Source organism: Geodermatophilus sp. URMC 65 (genome assembly GCF_053502545.1).
In genome coordinates this window covers 3,453,830-3,470,276 of the sequence record NZ_CP199954.1, presented here as the reverse complement: position 1 = coordinate 3,470,276, position 16,447 = coordinate 3,453,830, and the positions used below count along the sequence as shown (strand labels likewise).

Annotated in this window: 11 protein-coding genes; 1 reads left to right on the top strand and 10 read right to left on the bottom strand. The window is 74.8% G+C overall.

The features are described 5' to 3' along the window. Nucleotides 1–50: 50 nt before the first annotated feature. From ACWIX7_RS16900 to ACWIX7_RS16890, 3 genes are all read right to left on the bottom strand, one after another. Nucleotides 51–2,420, bottom strand: a complete 2,370-nt coding sequence (locus tag ACWIX7_RS16900; protein ID WP_448617583.1) for a hypothetical protein — start codon at nt 2,418–2,420, stop codon at nt 51–53. Nucleotides 2,421–2,489: 69 nt separating this feature from the next. Continuing rightward, entirely contained in the window at nt 2,490–4,268 is a 1,779-nt protein-coding gene (locus tag ACWIX7_RS16895) for a reprolysin-like metallopeptidase (protein WP_448617582.1), read from the bottom strand. Nucleotides 4,269–4,430: 162 nt separating this feature from the next. After that, nucleotides 4,431–5,834, bottom strand: a complete 1,404-nt coding sequence (locus tag ACWIX7_RS16890) for an NAD(P)H-quinone dehydrogenase (RefSeq protein WP_448617581.1) — start codon at nt 5,832–5,834, stop codon at nt 4,431–4,433. Between the two features lie 116 nt (nt 5,835–5,950). Here ACWIX7_RS16890 and ACWIX7_RS16885 point away from each other — a divergent pair, with 116 nt between their 5' ends. Further along, nucleotides 5,951–6,424, top strand: coding sequence for a gamma-glutamylcyclotransferase (locus ACWIX7_RS16885; RefSeq protein WP_448617580.1), 474 nt, complete (start codon nt 5,951–5,953; stop codon nt 6,422–6,424). Nucleotides 6,425–6,558: 134 nt separating this feature from the next. On the opposite strand, the gene ACWIX7_RS16880 is transcribed toward ACWIX7_RS16885, so the two are convergent. From ACWIX7_RS16880 to ACWIX7_RS16850, 7 genes are all read right to left on the bottom strand, one after another. After that, on the bottom strand, nt 6,559–7,467 hold the full coding sequence (locus ACWIX7_RS16880) for a hypothetical protein (RefSeq protein WP_448617579.1): 909 nt from the start codon (nt 7,465–7,467) through the stop codon (nt 6,559–6,561). A 207-nt stretch (nt 7,468–7,674) separates the two neighbouring features. Beyond that, on the bottom strand, nt 7,675–8,607 hold the full coding sequence (locus ACWIX7_RS16875) for an alpha/beta fold hydrolase (RefSeq protein WP_448622162.1): 933 nt from the start codon (nt 8,605–8,607) through the stop codon (nt 7,675–7,677). A gap of 210 nt (nt 8,608–8,817) precedes the next feature. Continuing rightward, entirely contained in the window at nt 8,818–9,807 is a 990-nt protein-coding gene (gene meaB / locus ACWIX7_RS16870; protein ID WP_448617578.1) for a methylmalonyl Co-A mutase-associated GTPase MeaB, read from the bottom strand. Beyond that, entirely contained in the window at nt 9,807–12,014 is a 2,208-nt protein-coding gene (gene scpA / locus ACWIX7_RS16865; RefSeq protein WP_448617577.1) for a methylmalonyl-CoA mutase, read from the bottom strand. Before scpA ends, meaB begins: the two co-directional genes overlap by 1 nt. Further along, nucleotides 12,011–13,906: a methylmalonyl-CoA mutase subunit beta gene (locus ACWIX7_RS16860; RefSeq protein WP_448617576.1), complete on the bottom strand. Its 1,896-nt coding sequence runs from the start codon at nt 13,904–13,906 to the stop codon at nt 12,011–12,013. The genes scpA and ACWIX7_RS16860 overlap by 4 nt, the downstream gene beginning before the upstream one ends. 34 nt (nt 13,907–13,940) lie before the next feature. Continuing rightward, nucleotides 13,941–15,188: an amidohydrolase gene (locus ACWIX7_RS16855; protein ID WP_448617575.1), complete on the bottom strand. Its 1,248-nt coding sequence runs from the start codon at nt 15,186–15,188 to the stop codon at nt 13,941–13,943. 47 nt (nt 15,189–15,235) lie between these two features. Further along, complete coding sequence (locus tag ACWIX7_RS16850; protein WP_448617574.1) at nt 15,236–16,441, bottom strand: glutamate--cysteine ligase; 1,206 nt, start codon at nt 16,439–16,441, stop codon at nt 15,236–15,238. Nucleotides 16,442–16,447 lie beyond the last annotated feature (6 nt).

Genomic DNA, 16,447 nt, shown 5'->3' with positions numbered 1-16,447 from the left:
ACGAGGGCCCGCCACCGGTTCCCCGGTGGCGGGCCCTCGTCGTCCACGGATCAGCGGATGGTCGCGATCCGGCCGTCGCGCCGCTCGGTGAGCGTGCCGTTCTGGAAGCGGACCTGCCAGCCGCTGCCATCGGGGAGCGCGGCGTGGTCGGTGACCGGGAAGCCGAGCGGCCCCGTCGGTCCCCCGGTGCCCAGCCAGTGTGTGAGGATCCTGCCCCGGACCACGTGCGCCCCGGTGCGCGACGACCAGTAGACCGCCCCGCCCTGCAACCGCACCAGCGCACCCGTGCCATCGGCCGTCCGGCCCTCGTCCGCGACCGGGAAGCCCAGCACCCGCGGACCGCCTGCGGCCACGTAACGCCGCAGGATCGCCGCCCGCACCACCCGCGCACCCGTGGCCGCCGACCAGTAGATCGACCCACCCGCGAAGTCGGTCTTGAACCCACCCGGCACCGCTACATCGTCAGCGACCGGGTAGCCCAACGACCCGGCCTGGGCCCCCAGCTGGCGCCACCGCGCCAGGATCGCGCCCCGGACCACGTGCGCCCCGGTGCGCGACGACCAGTAGACCGCCCCGCCCTGCAACCGCACCAGCGCACCCGTGCCATCGGCCGTCCGGCCCTCGTCCGCGACCGGGAAGCCCAGCACCCGCGGACCGCCTGCGGCCACGTAACGCCGCAGGATCGCCGCCCGCACCACCCGCGCACCCGTGGCCGCCGACCAGTAGATCGACCCACCCGCGAAGTCGGTCTTGAACCCACCCGGCACCGCTACATCGTCAGCGACCGGGTAGCCCAACGACCCGGCCTGGGCCCCCAGCTGGCGCCACCGCGCCAGGATCGCGCCCCGGACCACGTGCGCCCCGGTGCGCGACGACCAGTAGATGGACCCTCCGGCATAGTCGCGGCGACAGCCACCGTCGCGCAGTCCACAGACGTGAGCCGACGTCGGCGCGCCCAGCACGGCGGCACCGCCCAGACGGTCGTAGGCCGCGTCGACCGGGTGTCCGGTTCGCGAGGAGACGACCTGGACGCGGGCGGAGTCGTGCCCGGCCGCGAGGACGGACACGGCGAACCGCTCGTCACCGACGACCACCGGAACGGATCCCGGCAGGGCGACGCGCAGGTCCTGGCCCCACTGAGCAGCCGGGGTGGGAGTCCCATCGAGGAGCAGGGAGGTGTTGTCGCCGGCCGTCGCCAGGCGCACCTGGACGCCGGTCTGCAGGTACAGCCAGTTCTCGTGGGTCTCGAGCCAGCTGTCCCGGCCCACGGGGGTCCGGTACTCGAGCCAGTAGACGTCCCCGTCGGTGTCGACGAGGCGCAGCGCACGAGTGCCCGTGCGGGCGCCGACCGGTGCCAGCGCGTACTGGGCGGGCGGGGCCCCGGCCCTGATCGTCGGCACCGTCCCCGAGGGCAGCACCCCGAGGCGCGCTGCGTGCGGCGCGTTGAGCGAGCCCACCGGCCCCCAGGAGACACCCATGACGTCGTACAGGTCGTCGTACGGGCTGACCACGCACGGGCCCCGGTCGAGCGCGCCGTCGCACAGGAGCTCGGAGGCATGGCCCAGGCCGAGGTTGTGCCCGATCTCGTGCGCGATGACCGAGAGCTCGGGCGCCTGCACGTAGGACATGCCGCCCGAACCGATCCCCGTCCCGATCGTGCCCAGGCCGTAGCCGCAGCCCGGTGAGCCGGTCGGCACGTACACGAGCAGGTGGCGGCCGGGGGCCGTCTGCCACCCGGCGCGGGTGGCGGCCTCCGACCAGAGGGCGAACGGGTCCTCGCAGGTGAGGGAGGACGGGGTGGTCCAGTCGAAGGTGGGCCCCACGCCGAGCCGCACCGCGCCGCCGGTCTGCTCGGCCCAGAAGGAAGCGACCGGCCCGTTGACCGTGTCGACCACCTGGGCGAGGGTCGTGCCGTCCCGGACGGCACCGGCCGGTTGCAGCATGACGACGGTGACCAGGTGGTTGACCGCGCCGTCGGCCGGTGCGGTGGCCTCGGCCGGGGCCGCGAGCACCTCGGCGGCGAGGACCTCCTGCGCCGGGGCGAGGTCGGCCGCGGCCACCTCGTCCTCCACGGCCTCGCCCAGGGTCACCTCGACGGTGGAGCCGGCGTCGATGTCCTCGACGTCCTCCGTCGGCACCCGCACCGCGTCGCCCGAGTCGGTCTGGATCCAGCTGACCAGGCTGTCGGCGTGGTCCTCCTCGGTCTCGAGGGCCGCCGTCGGCGAGGGGTCCACGTAGCCCTGGACCAGCTCGCCCACGAGGGTGTCCCCGGGAGTCGGGGCCTCCGGCGCGGCGGACTCCGGAGGAACGGCCGGAGCCGGCGCCTCCTCCGCGGTGGCGGGCGGTGCGATCAGCACCGGGAGGACGGCGGCGGCCGCGACGGCGAGCGCCAGCAGCCGGGGGGAGCGCACAGGGGGCACGGAGGGTCTCCAAGCGAGAGGGGCCGGTCCCCCCATCGGCAGGTCGGGCCGCCGGGTACAGGCGGGAGCTCAGTCCCCGGCGCGCACGCCCCGCTTCCGGGTGACACCCCAGCCGGCGAGCAGCAGGACCCCCAGGCCCGCGACCGCGCCGGCGGGGGTGGTCCAGTCCGCGCGGGAGACGGTCCGGACCGCGGCCGGCACCGGCTCGATCAGCTGCACTCCGACGACGACCGGAGCGGCCGGGGCCTCCGCGGCCCCCGGGGCAGCGGCGACGGGTGCCGGCGCGGCCACCTCGGTCGGAGCGGCGGCAGCCGGCGTGGCGGGAGCCGGCGTGGCGGGAGCCGGGGTGGCGGGAGCCGGGGTGGCGGGAGCCGGGGTCGAGGCGACCGGCGTGGCGGCCAGCACCTCCGGCGCGGCGTCGGACCCGGGCAGCGGGCTCACCGGGACGGCGGCTCCGGCGGCGGGGACGACGGTCAGCGTGGCCCCGGTCGCGGTGACGGCGTCCACGGTGACGGTGAACGTCTCACCGGCGACCGGCACCGGCACGCCGACGGGCAGCGCGGCCCGCAGGTCGTCGTCCCACCCGGCGGCCGGCGACGGGCTGCCGTCGAGCAGCAGCGCGGTGTCGGGCATCCGGCCGGTGCGGTGCAGCAGGACGCCGGAGTCGAGGCCGAAGCGGTTGCCGGTCGCGCCGAGCCAGGCGTCGCGGCCGACCGCGGCGCGCAGCTCCAGCCAGTAGGTGCCGCCCGCGGCGTCGGTCAGCCGCACCGCGCGGGTGCCGGCCCGCGACCCCAGCGGGGCGAGGGTGACCGTCGTCGCCGGGCCGGCCGCCTCGACCGGCAGCTGCGCCGAGGCGGGCAGCACGCCCAGCTGAGCGGCCTGCGGGGCGTTGAGCGACCCGACCTCACGCCACGAGGCGCCCATGACGTCGTAGTAGTCGCGGTAGGGGGCGGTGCGGCAGGCGCCGGTCTCCATCGCGGCGTCGCACTGGTGCCCCGAGGAGTGCCCGAGGCCGAAGTTGTGGCCCAGCTCGTGGGCGATGACCGAGGGCAGCACGTCCCGGACGTAGACCCGCCCGCCCGCGCCGACGCCGGCGCCGACCTGGCCCAGCGCGTAGGCGCAGCCGGGTAGGTCCCGCGGCCGGCTGCTGACGTGGACGACCAGGTGCCGGCCGGGGCCGGGCACGAAGCCGGTGCGGTCGGCGACCTCGTTCCACAGGGCGGTGGGGTCGGCGCACCCGGCGGTGGTCTGCAGCCAGTCGTGCGCGGCGGTCACGCCGAGCCGGACGGCGCCGTCGGTCTCCCCCGCCCAGAACTCCGCGACCGGCCCGTCGACGGCGGCGACCAGCTGGGCCAGCGTCGCGCCGTCCCGCTGCCCGCCGACCGGGACCACCATCGCCACGGTGACCTGGTTGGTCAGCCCGGCCACCCGCGCGGCGCGCGCCTCGGGCGCCTCCTGCAGCAGCTGCGCGCCGAGCACGTCGCGGGCGGGCTCGAAGCCCTCCTGGCCGGCGGCGTCGGGGACGTGCGCGCCCACCGTGACCTCGACGGTGGAACCGACCGCCAGGCCGGCCACCGCCTCGGTCGGCACGCGGACCGCCTCGCCGGCGGGGCTCTCGACCCAGGTCAGCGGGGCCTCGGCGTGCTCGGCCTCCGCGGCGGAGCCGGCCGGCCCGACCTCGGGCCAGGCCTGCACGATCTCGCCGACGACGGTGGACGGCGCCGCGGCCTCCTCCGCCCGGGCCGCCGTCGCCGGCAGCGTCAGGGAGAGGGCCAGCGCGGTCGCCGCACCGGCCAGCGCCCGGAGCGGGCGGCGGCGAGGGGCGGGAGTGTTCCGGTGGGGGCGCATCCCCCCTGTCCTCGGCAGCTCGCGCGCGCGTCGGCACCGGGCGCCGGGGGTCCAGTCGAACCCGCCGTCACACCCGACCCAGGGCTCCCCCGCACCCCCGGCGTCCCGTCAGGCCCGTCCCACGTCCCACGAGGGCCTCCCGGCCCCCGCAGGCGAGGCCTTTCACGCCAGGGCGTCTGCCCGCATCAGGCGTCGGCCGGCCTCGGTGATCGAGCCGGACAGCGACGGGTAGATCGCGAACGTCTGAGCCAGGTCGCTCACCGTCAACCCCTTGGTGACCGCCAGGGCGATCGGGAGGATCAGCTCCGAGGCCCCCGGTGCGACGACGACCCCGCCGACGACCACGCCGGTCGCCTGCCGGGCGAACAGCTTCACGAACCCGTCGCGCAGGTCGGCCATCTTGGCCCGCGCGTTGGTGGCCAGCGGCAGCCGGACGACCTCGATGTCGGCGCCCTCGGGCAGCGTCTTCTCCTGCACGCCGACCGTGGCGATCTCCGGGTGGGTGAAGACGTTCGCCGAGACCGTCTTGAGCCGGATCGGGGTGACCGCCTCGCCCAGCGCGTGCCACATGGCGATCCGGCCCTGCATAGCCGCGACCGACGCCAGCTGGAAGACGCCGGTGACGTCACCGGCTGCGTAGATGCCCGGCACGCTCGTGCGCGAGACGCGGTCGACGACGACGTGCCCGGACGGCGCGAGCTCGACCCCGAGCTGCTCCAGGTTGAGCCCGGCGGTGTTAGGCACGGTGCCGACGGTCATCAGCGCGTGCGAGCCCTCGACGGTGCGCCCGTCGGTGAGCTCGACGACGACGCCCTTCTCGGTGCGCCGCACCGCCCCGGCCCGGCCGCGCTCGAGCCGGCCGCCGCGGGACTGGAAGACGTCCTCGAGCACCTCGGCGGCGTCGGAGTCCTCGCCGGGCAGCACCCGGTCACGCGAGGACACCAGCGTCACCGGGACGCCGGCCTCGAGGTAGCCGGAGGCGAACTCGGCGCCGGTCACGCCGGAGCCGACGACGACCAGGTGCTCGGGCATGTCCTGGATGTCGTAGACGTCGCGCCAGTCGAGGATCCGCTCGTGGTCGGGCTCCGCGCCGGGCAGCACGCGGGGGTCCGCGCCCGTGGCGATGAGGACGACGTCGCACTCCAGCGTCTCGGTGACCGCGCCCTCGGCGTCCAGCACCTCGACCCGGTGCTCCACCAGGCCGCGGACCTCGTCGGAGAGCCGGCCCTGCCCGGGGAGGACCCGCACGCCCTCGGCGACCAGCCGGGCCCTGATGTCGGCGGACTGCGCCACGGCCAGGCCCTTGACCCGCTGGTTGACCGCGGGGAGGTCGATGCCGACGGTGGCCAGCTCGGCGCCCTGGATGCCGAGCGCGCTGGAGTCGCGCACGTTGGTCATCACGCCGGCCGAGGCGATGAAGGTCTTGGAGGGGACGCAGTCGGTGAGCACGCTCGCCCCACCGACGCCGTCCCGCTCGACCACGGTGACCTGCGCACCGAGGGATGCCGCGACCAGCGCGGCCTCGTAGCCGGCCGGGCCGCCGCCGATGATCACGATGCGGGTCATGGGAGTCCTTGTCAGTGCGCTGGGGACACGTACCGCGCCCATTCTCCCCGCTCCGGGTGACGACGTGGCCCATCTACCACCGAAGGGCGCGCCACACGGTCGTAGGCTGCCCGGTGATGGGCCTCTACGCCGCCTACGGGTCGAACATGGATCCCGCACAGATGCTCCGGCGCTGCCCCTCCTCCCCGCACACCGGCACCGGCTGGATCAAGGGCTGGCGGCTGACCTTCGGGGCCGAGGAGTACGGCTGGGAGGGGGCCCTGGCCACCCTCGTCCCCGACGACACCACACCGGGCGAGTCGCTCGCCCCCGGCGTCTTCGTCGCCCTCTACGACCTCACCGAGGCCGACGAGAGGGCGCTCGACGCCTGGGAGGGCGCCGACCAGGGCCTCTACCGGAGGCTGCACCTGCGGGTGCACACGCTCACCGGCGACCAGGTCGCCTGGGTCTACGTGCTCGACGCCTTCGAGGGCGGGCTGCCCTCCGCGCGGTACCTGGGCGCGCTCGCCGACGCCGCCGAGGCCGCCGGTGCTCCGGACGACTACCTCGAGGACCTCCGCGCCCGCGAGTGCCGCTCCACCGGCGTCTGACCGGGCCGCGGCGACTTCTTCGCGACCCTTCCCCCCGGCGTCCGCCCCTTCGGCGTCCCGCCCCCCTCCTCCCGATGATCATGAAGTTGCGGTGGCGACACACCACCTCTCGCTGGTGCGTCCCCACCGCGACTTCATGATCGCTGCGGCTGACTGGAGATGCCGAGGTGTCGGGCGACGGTGCCCACCATCCGCTCGTACCGCCGGTAGACGTCGTTCGCCGTGAAGTGCAGCAGGGTCCAGCGCCGCTCGGTGAGCCAGTTGTGGCGGTCCCGGTCTGCGGCGAGCTGCTGCCGGGTCATGTGCGCCTCGAGGCCGTCGAACTCGGCCCCCACGCGCGCGTCCCGCCAGCCGGTGTCGAGGTAGTGGCTGCGCCCGTCCCCGATCACCCGGACCTGGACCTCCGGCGCCGGCAGACCGCCGTCGATGAAGCGCCACCGCATCCGCGACTCCATGGGTGACTCCGCCCCCGCCGACGCGTGCGGCAGCAGCTCCCTCAGGCGCACGACCCCACGCAGCCCGGCCTGCTCCGCTGCCGCGACCGCCAGTTGCTCCCGCGTGCACCAGGCCGCACGCAACGCCGCGCCGAGGGTGGCCAGACCGTGGATGGGCGCGGCCAGGCGCACGACGTCGCAGGCCGTCCGGGCCGCTGAGGTGCACCAGACGCCGTCGACGAGCACGGCGTCGTCCGTGCCGAGGCTCGACGGGTGCACCTGGACCCCGGGGAGTCGCCGGTTGACCAGCTGCGGCGGCCCCAGGAAGTGCAGGACGTCCGATCCCAGGACGTCGAAGCCCCAGAGCAAGGCGGCGGTCGAGTGGCAGGCGACGAGGTCCGGGCCGACCGCCAGCGCGGCTGCCCGGACCTGTAGCAGCGGCGAGTCGGGCAGCTCGGCGTCGGCCAGCACACCGCGCCACCGGGTCCGGCGCCACCGGCCGGACCGCACCAGTCGGCGGATCTCCCAGTCGCTGTAGCGGTCGCGGGCCTGAGCGGTGGTGAAGACGCCGCCCTGGCGCGCGATCGTCCGGTAGAGCGCGAAGTCCATGCCCCGACGCTCGGGCCGGAGCACCGTCCCGTGCGGGCCGGCGGCTCGTCTGTGGACGGCGGGGAGCGCTGTGGATCTCGACGCTCATGAGGTTGTGGTGGGGACACACCGGAGACCTCCGGCGTGTCCCCACCCAAACTTCATGATCTTCGCGGAGAAGCCGGCGCGGAGAAGCCGGCGCGGGAGCCGGGACAGCGGCCCGCCCGCTCAGGCCGGCGTCTGCAGCAGCGTGCGCAGCGCGTCGTCGACCTGCTCGATGTAGGACGGCGAGAGCCCGAACAGCGAGGCGTGGCCGTGCACGTCCTCGATGACCCGGAACCGGCTGGCGGGGATGAGCGCCTGCTCGGCGGCGCAGTCCTCGGGCGGGAAGAACTTGTCGGTGCTGATGGGCATGACCACCGTCCTCGCGGTGATCCGGCCCAGCGCGGCGGCGAGGTCCCCGCCCGTGTGCCGGCTGACGTCGTCGTGCTGCCACTTCCACGCCTGGGTCAGCAGGTCGCCGGCGTCCATCGGCTCGAAGTAGGCCTCCAGGAAGCCGATCACGAAGTCCTCCGGCGAGCTGAAGCCCAGCGCCCGCCAGTGCTCGCCGGTCCAGAACTCGTTGGACAGCACGTGCAGCGCGAACAACCCGGCGTGCCGCTGCAGCCCGCCGCGGACGTCGGCGGGGTCGCGGTACCAGCCCCGGGCGTACCCGGGGTCGGAGGTGAGGGCGTCGACCAGCGTCTGCGCCCAGATGACGCAGTGCTGGTAGATCCGCGCGGTGCCGGCCAGCGGCGCGGCCCGCTCGACCCGGTCGGGGAACCGGACCGCCCACTCGTAGGTCTGCTGGGCGCCCATCGACCCGCCGAAGACCAGCGCCAGCTCCTCGACGCCGAGCACCTCGCGCAGCAGCCGCTCCTGGGCGACCACGTCCTCCCCGATGCGCACCCGGGGGAAGCGGCTCCGGCCGTAGGAGCCGGCCAGGTCGTGCGGCGAGGTGCCCAGCCCGCTGCCGATCTGGTTGACCAGGACGACGAAGTGCTCCGCGGGGTCGATGGCCCGGCCCGAGCCGACGTAGGTGTCCCGCATGACCGAGTGGTTGCCCGAGTACCAGGTCGGTATCAGGACGGCGTTGTCCTTCGCCGCGTTGAGCGTGCCCAGGGTCTGCTAGGCCAGCTGGCAGCCGCGGAGGGTGGCCCCCTCCTCGAGCACGAGGTCGCCGATGTCGGCGAGCTCGAAGTCGCCGTGGACCGCAGCGGAGTAGTACGGGTTGTCGATGGGCATGGCCGGCCTCGTCTCGGCAGCGGGACGGACCGCGGGCACGGCCCTGCCGGGACGCTAGCGCTGCGTGACCCGGCTCACACGTCGAGTTCAGGAGTCGTGGAGGAAGGTCTCCAGGAGCTGCTGCGCGGCCAACGCCGGGGTCAGCTCACCGGCCAGCACCGCCTTCTCCAGCTGCGGCGCGGCCGCCCGGACGCCGGGGTGCGCGCGCAGCCGGTGCTCCAGGCCGTCGCGCACCAGCTGGCGGGTCCAGCGCACCTGCTGGCTGCGCCGGCGCTCGTCGAAGGCACCCGAGGCCCTGCGTCGGTCCTGGTGCTCGACCAGCTTGGCCCACACCTCGTCCAGGCCCTCGCCGGTCAGCCCGGCGCAGGTCAGCACCGGCACCTGCCACTCCTCGTCGTGGCCACGCAGCATGCGGATCGCACCGGCGAGCTCGCGGGCGGCCTTGCGCGCGTCGGCCGCACCGGGCCCGTCGGCCTTGTTCACCGCGATCACGTCGGCGATCTCGAGGATGCCGCGCTTGATCCCCTGCAGCTGGTCACCGGTGCGGGCCAGCGTCAGGAACAGGAACGAGTCGACCATCTCGGCGACGGTGATCTCCGACTGCCCGACCCCGACGGTCTCCACCAGGACGACGTCGTGGCCGGCCGCCTCGACGACGACCATCGACTCCCGCGTGGCCTGCGCGACCCCGCCGAGGGTCCCCGACGTCGGCGAGGGCCGGATGAACGCGTTCCGGTCCACCGACAGCCGCGCCATCCGGGTCTTGTCGCCGAGGATCGACCCGCCGGACCGTGCGGAGGACGGGTCGACGGCCAGCACCGCCACCCTCGACCCGGCCGCCGTCAGGGTCACGCCGAGCTGGTCGATGAACGTCGACTTCCCCACCCCGGGGACGCCGCTGATGCCGACCCGTCGGGCACCGCCGGCGTGCGGCAGCAGCTCGACCAGCAGCTCCTGCGCGCGCTCCCGGTGGTCGGGGCGGTGGGACTCGACGAGCGTGATCGCCCGGGCCACGGCCCGCCGGTCACCTGCCAGCACGCCCTCCGCCAGCGCGGGGACGTCGATGCGACGGCCCATCAGTGCCCGAGGGTCGAGGACAGCGTCCGCAGCAGCCGCTGCGCCGCCTCGGCCACCACCGTGCCGGGCAGGAACACCTCGGCCGCGCCCATCTCCTTGAGCGTCGGCACGTCGTCGGGCGGGATGACCCCGCCGACCACGATGACGACGTCCTCGGCCCCGAGGTCGGCCAGTGCCTGCTTGAGCGCCGGCACCAGCGTCAGGTGGCCCGCCGCGAGCGACGAGACGCCGACGACGTGCACGTCGGCCTCCACCGCCTGCCGGGCGACCTCCTCGGGGGTCTGGAACAGCGGGCCGACGTCGACGTCGAAGCCGAGGTCGGCGAACGCGGTCGCGATGACCTTCTGACCGCGGTCGTGGCCGTCCTGGCCCATCTTGGCGACCAGGATGCGGGGACGGCGTCCCTCGGCCTCCTCGAACGCCTCCGCCATGCTGCGGGTCTCCTCCATCGGCCCGGACGCTCCTGCCTCCTCGCGGTACACACCGGAGATGGTGCGCACCTGGCCCGCGTGCCGCCCGTAGACCTCCTCCAGCGCGTCGGAGATCTCCCCCACGGTGGCCTTGGCGCGCGCGGCGTCGACGGCGAGCTTGAGCAGGTTGGTGTCCAGCTCGCGACCGCGCCGTCCCTCGGCGGCCGCCCGCGCGGCGTCGGTGAGCCGGGAGAGCGCCTCGCGGACCGCGCCGTCGTCCCGGGAGGCGCGCAGCTCCTCCAGCTTGGCCTTCTGCTGGGCGAGCACGTCGGCGTTGTCGACCCGCAGCACCTCGATCGCCTCGTCGGCGTCGACCCGGTACTTGTTGATGCCGATCACCGGCTGCCGGCCGGAGTCGATGCGCGCCTGGGTGCGGGCGGCGGCCTCCTCGATGCGCAGCTTCGGGATGCCGTCGTCGATGGCCTGGGCCATGCCGCCGTGCTCGGCGACCTCCTCGATGTGCGCCCAGGCGCGCCGGGCGAGGTCGTAGGTCAGCTTCTCGACGTACGCGGAGCCACCCCACGGGTCGATGACCCGTGTCGTCCCCGACTCCTGCTGCAGCAGCAGCTGGGTGTTGCGGGCGATCCGCGCGGAGAAGTCGGTGGGCAGCGCGAGCGCCTCGTCGAGGGCGTTGGTGTGCAGCGACTGGGTGTGCCCCTGGGTGGCGGCCATCGCCTCCAGGCAGGTGCGGACGACGTTGTTGTAGACGTCCTGCGCGGTCAGCGACCAGCCCGAGGTCTGGGAGTGGGTGCGCAGCGACAGGGACTTGGCCTTCTGCGCGCCGGCCTCCTTGACCAGCCGCGCCCACAGCAGCCGCCCGGCCCGCAGCTTCGCGACCTCCATGAAGAAGTTCATGCCGATCGCCCAGAAGAAGCTCAGTCGCGGCGCGAACGCGTCGACGTCCAGGCCCGCGTCCTTGCCCGCCCTCAGGTACTCCACGCCGTCGGCCAGCGTGTAGGCCAGCTCCAGGTCGGCCGTCGCCCCGGCCTCCTGGATGTGGTAGCCGGAGATGGAGATCGAGTTGAACCGCGGCATCTCACGCGAGGTGAACGCGAAGATGTCGCTGATGATCTGCATCGACGGCTTGGGCGGGTAGATGTAGGTGTTGCGGACCATGAACTCCTTGAGGATGTCGTTCTGGATGGTCCCGGTCAGCTGACCGTGCTCCACCCCCTGCTCCTCGGCGGCGACGATGTAGAGCGCCAGCACCGGCAGCACCGCGCCGTTCATGGTCATCGAGACGCTCATCCGGTCCAGCGGGATGCCGTCGAAGAGCTGCCGCATGTCCAGGATCGAGTCGACCGCCACCCCGGCCATGCCGACGTCACCCACCACGCGCGGGTGGTCGGAGTCGTAGCCCCGGTGGGTGGGCAGGTCGAAAGCGATCGACAGGCCCTTCTGCCCCGCGGCGAGGTTGCGCCGGTAGAAGGCGTTGGACTCCGCCGCGGTCGAGAAGCCCGCGTACTGGCGGACCGTCCACGGCTGCGTCGTGTACATCGTCGGGTACGGCCCGCGCAGGTACGGCGGCAGCCCGGGGTAGGTCGAGAGGAAGTCCAGACCCCGCAGGTCCGCAGGGGTGAACAGCGGCGGGACGGCGATGCCCTCGGGGGTCTCCCAGGCGGCCTCCTCCACGCCGCGGCCGGTCGCCTCCTTGAAGGCCTTGGCCCAGTCGTCGACCGATGCGGCCGCCGCGGGGCGGCCCAGCTCGACGCCGCCGAAGTCGGGGATCGTGCTCATGCGGGGACTCCCAGCTGCTCGTGGACTCGCTGCAGGACGTCGAGCGCGTCGCACCCGGCGTACACGTACCCGTCGACGCCGTCGACCGCGAGCGACGGCTTGCCGGCCAGCCACACCGCGGTGGCCCCGGCGGCGCGCAGCTCCGCGGCGAGTGCCGCCGCGGACTCCGCGTAGTCCCTGTCGGTGCCGCAGATGCAGGCGACCGCCGTCCCCGCGTCGGCGAGACCGGAGGCACCGTCGCCCGAGGGCGTCGCCACTCCCCCGGCCTGGAACAGGTTGCCGGCGAAGGTGGCGCGCGCGGTGTGCCGGGCGATAGGGCCGATGGTGGCGAGGTAGACCCTCGGCTCCGACCCCGCCCGCCGGGCGGCGTCGGCGCGGTCGCGCAGCTCCTCGAACGCCTGCGCCGCCCGCACCCGCGGCAGCCCCCCGTTCGGGTGCAGGTCCGCGGCGGGCTGCCGCTCGGGGAGCTTCTCGGTGAGGTTGGGGAACTCGCTGACGCCGGTGATGGCATCGGTGCGGTGCGCCAGCCGCTCGGCGCGGGCGTCCCACGCGGCGGCGATCCGGTCGCGGACCAGGCCCGAGCCCAGGGCGGCGGCCAGCCCGCCGGCCCGCTCGATCTCGGTGAACCAGCTCCAGGCCGCCTCCGCCAGGGCGTCGGTGAGCGCCTCGACGTACCAGGAACCGCCGCCCGGGTCGAGCACGCGGGCGAGGTGCCCCTCCTCGACCAGCAGGTTCTGGGTGTTGCGGGCGATCCGCCGGGAGAAGGCGTCGGGCAGGCCGAGGGCGGCGTCGAAGGGCTGCACGGTGACGACGTCGGCCCCGCCCACGCCGGCCGCGAAGCAGGCGACCGTCGTCCGCAGCATGTTGACCCACGGATCGCGCCGGGTCGTCATCACCGAGGAGGTGACGGCGTGCTGCCGCTGGGCGCGCGCGTCGGGCGAGGCGCCGCTGACCTCACCGACCCGGTCCCACAGCCGGCGGGCGGCGCGCAGCGCGGCGATCGTCGTGAACTGGTCGGCGCTGGCCGCGTAGCGGAACTCGAGCGCGGCGAAGGCCTCGTCGGTCGAGAGCCCGCCGTCGGTCATCGCCCGCAGGTAGGCCGCTCCCGCGGCCACCGAGCAGCCGAGCTCCTCGACGGCGGAGGCCCCGGCGTCGTGGAAGACCGTCGCGTCGACGACGACGGTGCGCCAGCCGGCGGGCGCCCGGCGGGCGACGTCGGCCAGCCCGGTGAGGTCCTGCTCCTCCCCCGAAGCGGCCTGCACGCCCAGCGGGTCCAGGCCCAGCGAGCCGCCGGGTGCGAGGTCGGTGCGGCCGGCGACGTGGGCGAGCAGGGCCTCCGCGGCTTCGACTCCCCCGCCGGCCCCGATGCCGGAGACCGACACCGGCGCGAGGTCGAGGTAGACGTCGGCCAGGACGTCGCCGAGCGCGCCGACCGGGACCGCCCCCTCGCCGAGCTGCAGCCACAGCGAGGTGACGCCGTTCTCCAGGTCGGCGGCGATCGCCTCCTTGGTCAGCGCGACGTCGGGGTGGGCGTGCCGCTGGCGGACGTCCCAGCCGCCGGGCACCTCACCGGTCGCACCGGGCCGCGAGCCCCGCACGAAGGGGGTCAGCCCCGGGACGCCGACCGCGCTGGGCAGGTCGCCGGCGTCCTCGGCGGTGTAGAGCGGGGCCACGCTGACGCCGGTGGCCACCGGCACCCGCAGCGCGTCCTCGACCGGGTCGGGCAGGTCCTCGCGCCCGGCCTTGCGCAGCACCCCGGCGACCAGCTCACGCCACGCCTCCCGGGTCGCGGCCGGGAACCCGGCGGCGAGCGGGAGGTCGTCGGGGACCTCGTGCTCGGCCGGTACCTCGGCGTCGGCCGGTGCCGCGGCCTGCTGATCGGTGGAACGCATCATCGGGCTCCCCTCAGTGGATCGGCGTCAGTGTCTACCGTCGCGCACCCCGACCGGAACCGCTCGGGTGCGGCGTCGGGCCGGGCGGCGGTGCGCCCGCGTCGGCGGACAGCGCGTGCAGTGCGGTGCGGGCCATCAGCCGCACGCCGACCGAGATCGCCCGCTCGTCGACGTCGAAGGTGCCCCGGTGCAGGTCCAGCGGCGCGCCGCCACCGTGGGTGCCCAGCCGGGCGAGCGCGATGGGCAGGACGTCGGCGAACCAGCCGAAGTCCTCACCGCCCATGCTCTGCGGGGACAGCCGCAGCCCCTCGGTGCCGACCGTCTCCAGCGCCGCCGAGCGCAGCAGCGCCACCGCCCGCGGGTCGTTCACCACGGGCGGCACCCCGCGCACGTAGTCGACGTCCACGTCGGCCCCGGTGGTGGCGGCGACCCGTTCGACCAGCGAGCGCAGCAGCGCCTCGGCGTCCTGCCAGGTGTCGCGGTCGAGCATCCGCACCGTGCCGCGCAGGTGACCGCGCTGCGGGATGGCGTTGGCCGCGACCCCGGCGTTGACCGCGCCCCAGACCAGCGACATGCCGGCGCGCGGGTCGACCTGCCGGGACAGCAGCGCCGGCAGGTCGGTGATCAGCCGGCCGAGGGCGTCGACCAGGTCGACGGTCAGCTGGGGACGGGCGGTGTGCCCGCCGGGGCCGGTGAGGGTGACGTCCATCCGGTCGCAGGCAGCGGTGATCGCGCCGGTGCGCAGGCCGACGCTGCCGGCCGGGATGGACGGGTCGCAGTGCAGGGCGAAGGCCCGGGAGGCACCCTCGAGCACACCGGCCGCGACCACCTCGGTGGCGCCGCCGGGCACGGTCTCCTCGGCCGGCTGGAAGACGCAGCGCACGGTACCGGGCAGGTCGTCGAGCGCGGCCAGCGCCAGCACGACGCCGAGGGCGACGGTGGTGTGCACGTCGTGCCCGCAGGCGTGGCAGGTGTTCTCGCGGGTCGAGGCGTAGGGGACGTCCTTGAGGTCGGCCAGCGGCAGCGCGTCGATGTCGGCGCGCAGCACCACCGTCGGGTCGCCGGAACCGACCTCGACCACCAGCCCGGTGCCGGTGGGCAGCCGCTTGGGCTCCAGGCCGGCGCTGCGCAGCCGCTGCTCGAGGAAGGACGTCGTCTCGAACTCGGCGAAGGCCAGCTCCGGGTGGGCGTGCAGGTGCCGGCGCACGGAGACCAGCTGCGGGTGCTTCTCGGCGACCCACTCGTCGACCGCCGTCCCCAGCTTCTCCGGGAACTGGGTCATGCGGCAGGGCCCCTCATGCCGCTGCGCCCCTCACGCCGCTGCGCTCTTCATGCGGCATGGCCCCCAGTGCACTGGGCCGGGCCGGGGACCGGCCCGGGCGGGAGGCCGGCGGGACCGCTGGCGGGCAGGCCGTTCCGCAGCTCGGCCTGCAGGCTGTCGACGACGGCGGTCAGGTCGCCGTCGTGCGCCGCGGCGACCGCGCGCTGCCGCTGGTAGGAGGCGCCGACGGCCAGGACGCGCGCCACGTCGGCCAGCTCGGCCTCGCAGCCCAGCCGGCGAGCGGTCGGCACGAGCTCCTCGACCAGGTCGGTGATCGCCTGGCGCACCGGCCGCACGGTGCCCTTCTCGTCGACGACGATGTCGGCGTCCAGCCCGTAGCGCGCCGCTCGCCACTTGTTCTCCTGCAGCACCCAGGAGGCCGGCACCGGCAGGGTGTAGCCGCGGTCGAGCTGGGTGTCGAACTGCTCGACCAGGCACTGCGAGAGCGCCGCGACCGCGCCGATCTCGTCGAGGGTGGGCAGTCCGTCGCAGATGCGCAGCTCGACGGTGCCGAAGTCCGGGTGCGGGCGGATGTCCCACCACACCTCGCGGACGCTCTCGATGGCGTGCGTGCAGATCAGCGTCTCCATGTACTCCTCGAAGCGGTCCCAGCCCGACAACTGGTAGGGCAGGCCGGCGGTCGGCATCCCCTCGAAGACCTTGGAGCGGGCCGAGGCCAGCCCGGTGTCGCAGCCGACCCAGAACGGGGAGGACGCCGAGAGCGCCAGGAAGTGCGGCACGTACTGGGTGAGCGCGTTGACGATGGGGATCGCCTTCTCCGGCGCGCGGACGCCGACGTGCACGTGGACGCCGAAGATCTGCAGCCGGCGGGCCAGCCACTGCATCTTCTCGACCAGCTGCAGGTAGCGCTCCTTGGGCGAGATCTGCTGCGTCTGCCAGTCGGTGATCGGGTGGGTGCCGGCGCACATCACGCCCAGCCCGCGGCGCTCGGCGGCGGCCCGCACCTCGGCGAGGGTGCCGGCGAGGTCGGCCTTGGCCTCGGCGACGGTGCTGCAGACGCCGGTGATGATCTCGATGGTCGACTGCAGCAGCTCGTGCTTGGCCTTGGGGTGCTCCGCGGCGCCCTCGGGCCGGAGCTCCTCGAGGATCTCCACGGCCCCCGAGGTCAGCTCCCGCGTCTGCAGGTCGACGAGCTGCAGCTCCCACTCGACGCCGAGGCTGGCTCGCTCGGAGGACCTGAACGGGATCTCCACTCTGGG